This is a genomic window from Bacillus sp. LR_5 (assembly GCF_042709275.1).
The window spans coordinates 1-4,674 of record NZ_JAVAXX010000392.1 but is presented as its reverse complement, the minus strand read 5'-3'; the positions used below and the strand labels follow the sequence as shown (position 1 = coordinate 4,674).

6 protein-coding genes and 1 pseudogene are annotated in these 4,674 nt (G+C 45.5%); 2 read left to right on the top strand and 5 right to left on the bottom strand.

Annotation, left to right across the window (positions count from 1 at the left end):
* Positions 1-98: hypothetical protein (locus RAC86_RS35560; RefSeq protein WP_377886691.1), on the bottom strand; the 98-nt coding region annotated here is incomplete at its 3' end.
* Positions 99-256: 158 nt separating this feature from the next.
* Between RAC86_RS35560 and RAC86_RS35555 the strand changes: the two genes are divergently transcribed.
* Complete coding sequence (locus RAC86_RS35555) at positions 257-574, top strand: PepSY domain-containing protein (RefSeq protein WP_014114805.1); 318 nt, start codon at positions 257-259, stop codon at positions 572-574.
* 57 nt (positions 575-631) lie between these two features.
* On the opposite strand, the gene RAC86_RS35550 is transcribed toward RAC86_RS35555, so the two are convergent.
* The 3 genes from RAC86_RS35550 to trmB form a co-directional block, all read right to left on the bottom strand.
* On the bottom strand, positions 632-2,332 hold the full coding sequence (locus RAC86_RS35550) for an NAD-dependent malic enzyme (RefSeq protein ID WP_014114806.1): 1,701 nt from the start codon (positions 2,330-2,332) through the stop codon (positions 632-634).
* Positions 2,333-2,414: 82 nt separating this feature from the next.
* A complete protein-coding gene (locus RAC86_RS35545; RefSeq protein WP_014114807.1) occupies positions 2,415-3,260 on the bottom strand; it encodes a YtnP family quorum-quenching lactonase in 846 nt (281 codons plus the stop codon).
* A gap of 66 nt (positions 3,261-3,326) precedes the next feature.
* The gene (gene trmB, locus RAC86_RS35540; protein WP_014114808.1) at positions 3,327-3,968 is read right to left on the bottom strand and encodes a tRNA (guanosine(46)-N7)-methyltransferase TrmB; all 642 of its coding nucleotides are present in this window, start codon (positions 3,966-3,968) and stop codon (positions 3,327-3,329) included.
* A 204-nt stretch (positions 3,969-4,172) separates the two neighbouring features.
* Here trmB and RAC86_RS35535 point away from each other — a divergent pair, with 204 nt between their 5' ends.
* Positions 4,173-4,451, top strand: a complete 279-nt coding sequence (locus RAC86_RS35535; RefSeq protein WP_003237926.1) for a YtzH-like family protein — start codon at positions 4,173-4,175, stop codon at positions 4,449-4,451.
* Here the strand turns inward: RAC86_RS35535 and RAC86_RS35530 are convergent.
* A pseudogene (locus tag RAC86_RS35530) lies at positions 4,452-4,674 on the bottom strand (phosphotransferase); the annotation flags it as partial. It lies immediately after the preceding gene.

Below are 4,674 nucleotides of genomic sequence, written 5' to 3'. Positions count from 1 at the left end.
AGCTCCTGCTTCATAAAAGCACGAACCTGATGCTCATTGCCCGGCGCGCCGGGAAGCTGCGTCAGTGTTTGGAAAAGCGCTTTCGTTTCTTGATTCATGTTTTCCCCTCATTTCTATGTAGTCCTTTTATTTTATTAGAAAAAATCAAGTTTTCCAAGCACCCTGACCGAATCTGCTCGATCAGCCGCGTATTGCTTAACAGGATTTGGCGGTTTCTGTATAATGAAAAGTACGATCAACCAGGAGGTGCTTTATTTTGAAATTGCGTCATCTTCTTTTAGGAGCAGGACTTGGCATTTGTACGGCTGTCGTTGTGAAACAATATGTGATGAAGCCTTATATTTCTTCAGAAAAAGCGCTTCGAATCGTAAAATCCGCTTTTAAGCAGCGGGGGCCGATTGATGGATCATGGATTTACACCCAGCCGGAGCCTTACAATGTGAACGGAGAAACAGTACAGGTATACAAAACCGGCATTACACGATCAGCTTTCGGAGAATTAGAGCAGTATGAAGTCATGGTGGATGCGAAAACGGGGATAATTGTAGATGTCATTGATACAATTGCCTCTTAACAAACACAGGACAAGCGTAAAATAGAAGCCGCTGCCCATGCAGCGGCTCTTTTTTTATTATATCGCGCGAATCGGTTTATATACCGGATACCACATCGCGTCCTGCACAGCCTGTATGATGTCCTCAGGCTCTTCTGTCGCAACGCCTTCCTTAATTGCAGTTTTAGCGACTTCAACTGCGACGGTTGCCGATACAGTCCGCAAATCCTCTACTTTCGGAAGCATCGGCGCGCCAGGCACCCCGACATTAACCATACTTGCGATCGCGCGGGCACATGCTTCAAACATGCCATCGGTTATTAATTTTGATTTAGTCACAATCGTTCCAAGCCCGAGACCAGGGAATACAAGCGCGTTGTTTGCTTGTCCGATATGGTACGTTACACCGTTATATTCCACTGGCGGGAACGGGCTTCCTGTCGTGATCAGCGCACGGCCTTCTGTCCATTCGATTAAATCCTCGGGTTTTGCTTCAGAAAGAGTTGTCGGATTCGACATCGGCAAAATCGCCGGACGTTTTACGTGTGACGCCATTTCTTTTACAATTTCTTCAGTAAAAGCACCGGAAACCGTAGATGTCCCGATCAGGATCGTCGGTTTTGCCTGCCGAACCACTTCAAGGAGATCAATACCCCCGCCTTCTCCGTTACGCTGATAATCCTTCACTTCATCAGCCGAACGGGCATAAGGCTTTTGGAAATCAAGAAGCTGATCCATATCATCTGTTAACAGCCCGTTTCGGTCTATGCACCAGAAGCGCTGGTATGATTCTTCCTCACTCAGCCCTTCGCGCACCAACGCTTCCCGCAGCTGTTCAGCAATCCCAATTCCTGCCGTTCCTGCTCCGAATATGACAACTCTGTGATCCCTCAGCGGCACTTTAGACGCTTTTGCACAGGATAAGACTGCCGCCAGTGAAACAGCGCCTGTACCTTGGATATCATCATTAAACGTACACACTTTATCTTTATAGCGTTTCAAAATGCTGCGCGCGTTTTTCGCTCCGAAATCCTCCCAGTGCAGCAATGCATTTGGGAATGTTTCTCTCGCCAGCGCAACATAATCGTCAATGAATTGGTCATAGCGTTCCCCGCGCACTCTGGAATGCTGGTTGCCGACATAAAGCGGGTCGTTTAAGAGGCTTTCCTGATTTGTCCCCGCATCTAAAACGACAGCCAGCACTCTGCTCGGATCAATGCCGGCAGCCGCCGTATAAACCGCTAGCTTGCCGATAGAAATCGCGATTCCGCCGACGCCCCAATCTCCGATTCCTAAAATTCCTTCCGCATCAGTTGCAACAATTAAATCGATCGTATCGCTTTGATCTTTATACTGTTTAAATGCTTCTCTCATACCGTCCGGGTCATCGATTGACAGATAGAGCCCTCTTGGTTTTCTGTATTCATGGCTGTATCTCTGGATCGCCGTTCCGACTGTCGGTGTATAGACAATCGGGAGCATTTCCCCTAAATGGTCATTTAACAGGCGGTAAAACAGCGTTTCATTCCGATCGTGCAGTGCTGTCAAATAGACATTTTTGCTCAAATCGTCAGGCTGTGCGGAATATTGTTCGTATGCTCTTTTCGCCTGATCGTCAATTGTTAATACCTTTGGCGGCAGAAAGCCTTTTAAACCAAGTTCTTTTCTTTCTTCCTCAGTAAAAGCAACACCTTTGTTCAAAAAAGGAACAGAGAGTACTTCAAGGCCTCTTAATGTTGTTTGAATGTCTCCTTCGTTTGTTACTTTGAATTGTTTCACCCTGCCTCTTCCTTTCTGAGCATAATTAGTACTAGGTTTGCATTATTAGCCGGAAAACATGCAGGGTAAACATAAAAATATGCTATCGCTTCATTCGCTTGACTGAATCTTTGATACTTCCATCCTCATTCCATTTAAGCGCGCGATATCCAGCGTCATGATAAAAAATAAACCAAGCGTCTTTTTCGGCTGCGAATGCCTGCCATTTCTGCTTTTGCGGTATAGACGTCATCGGATAATCATCGTAAGCCAGCACCCATAGCGGATTGCGGTGGGCGTGTGTCGGCATCAGATCTGCCATATGTACGGCGGTTTCACCCGCATCCTCGCATATAAGTACACTATGTCCGTCGCTATGGCCTCCGGTGTGATGCATCGTAATCCCCTCTGTAATCGTTAAGGTGTCTTCAAAGGTTTTGACTTGGCCGGCAACAGCCTCCCAGTTTTCTTTCCAATACGTATTTTTCGATCTGATATTTGGATGGCGCATTTCATTCCATTCAACAGCTGATGCATAAATCACTGCATTCGGAAAGACAGAGACGAGCTGTTCTCCCTCATATTCTGTTAAACCGCATGCATGATCGAAATGAAGGTGTGTCATAGCGACTACGTCTATATCAGCAACCGTTAATCCGAGTGCCGCTAATGATGTTTTCACATTCGATTCTTGTGTCACGCCATAGTTTCGTTTTTGTTTATCAGTCAGCTTGCCGGACCCAATTCCGGCGTCGACGATGATATTTAGCCCGTCCTTTTGAATGAGGATAGGGTCTGTCCTTAGTTCAATCTGGTTTTTTTCATTGACTGGATATTTTTTAGACCATAGCGGCTTTGGAACGACGCCGAACATGGCACCTCCGTCCATATGTGTCACGCCTCCGTCAAGCCAGGTTAACGTCATGTTTCCAATTTTCATTGTTTCCATTTTCATCCCCCCTGTCATCATGGTAGCAAACGGCCCATAAAAAAAACAGACTCCTTCAGAGTCTGTTTACGTTCTCCATTCAACTTCAGCCCGATAGATCGGCTGGCCGAGCGCTGAGAATTTTTCTTCATATTCTGTCATAATATTGCCTTCCAGATTGCTGTTATGCAAATCGAGACTGACATATGTCAGCAGCAGGCCGTACTCAGAGAAGCTCTTCAAAGAGTATTCAAACAAGCCGCGGTTGTCCGTTTTAAAATGAATCGCTCCGCCTTTTCCCATTACTTCTTCATATTTTTTGAGGAAGTGGGAATACGTCAGACGGCGTTTTTCGTGGCGTTTCTTCGGCCAAGGATCAGAAAAGTTCAAGTAGACCCGTTTGACTTCACCAGGCTCAAACACATCCGTCAGCGTGTCCGCGTCTATATTCAGAAGCTTTACATTCGGCGCCTCGCTGTCTTTTACTTTTTGGACGGCTGTCACGATGACGCTTTTAAATAACTCAATACCAATATAATTGATGTCCGGGTTTTGTTTGGCCATTCCAGAAATGAATTGCCCTTTTCCTGTACCGACCTCGATATGGATCGGATTGTCGTTGCCAAACACTGTGTTCCATTTTCCTTTATAATCAGCAGGATTGCTGATGGCAATATCTGCGTTCTCAGCCAAAAAGTCATCAGCCCAAGGCTTGTGGCGCATTCTCATATGATTGACACCTCTATCTATTATTTCGACTAACAACATACCATGAATTAAAAAGACCCGCAAGATCGTTTTTCCAGTGTGCCTTTTAGGGCCGATGATATAAAAAAAGAGGTTCCCGTCTGTCGGAACACTCCTTTCACATGCATAAAAACGCTCTATTTTGAACAATTTAACCCGTATGATACTGAAGGGATGTGTACCGTTATGGGTTTACATTATGAGCATCAAGTTCATTTATTGAAGGATATATTGACTGACCATCAATTGGATTGCTGCGGAACCGTCGCAGAATACGAGCAGCTTGAGCGTGTGATTAAATCGCTGATGGCAAACACCGAGCTTGATTCAAACTTCAAAAACGTGCTGGAAGATGTTTACCGCTACAGCCAATCAGGAATATCGTCCAAATCCATCGACTCACACATACAAGAGCATCAGAACAGCCTCTCTCAATGGGTAGAGCAAATGGATTCGTATTCCTGATTATTCAACGATACGTTTCATGAGAATATGCAGTTCTTCCATTGCATCATGAAATTCCTTATCATTGCCTTTTGCTTTGTGCCAGGCAATGAAAGTGATTGTTTCCGATAACACATACCAAGCCATTCGTAACCGCAGGCTTTCTGTTAACTCAATGCCGTACATGCTCAGCCAGCTCTCCCAAGCTGGCTTTTCGACGTAGTGGTACAGCAAAGGCCCGAGA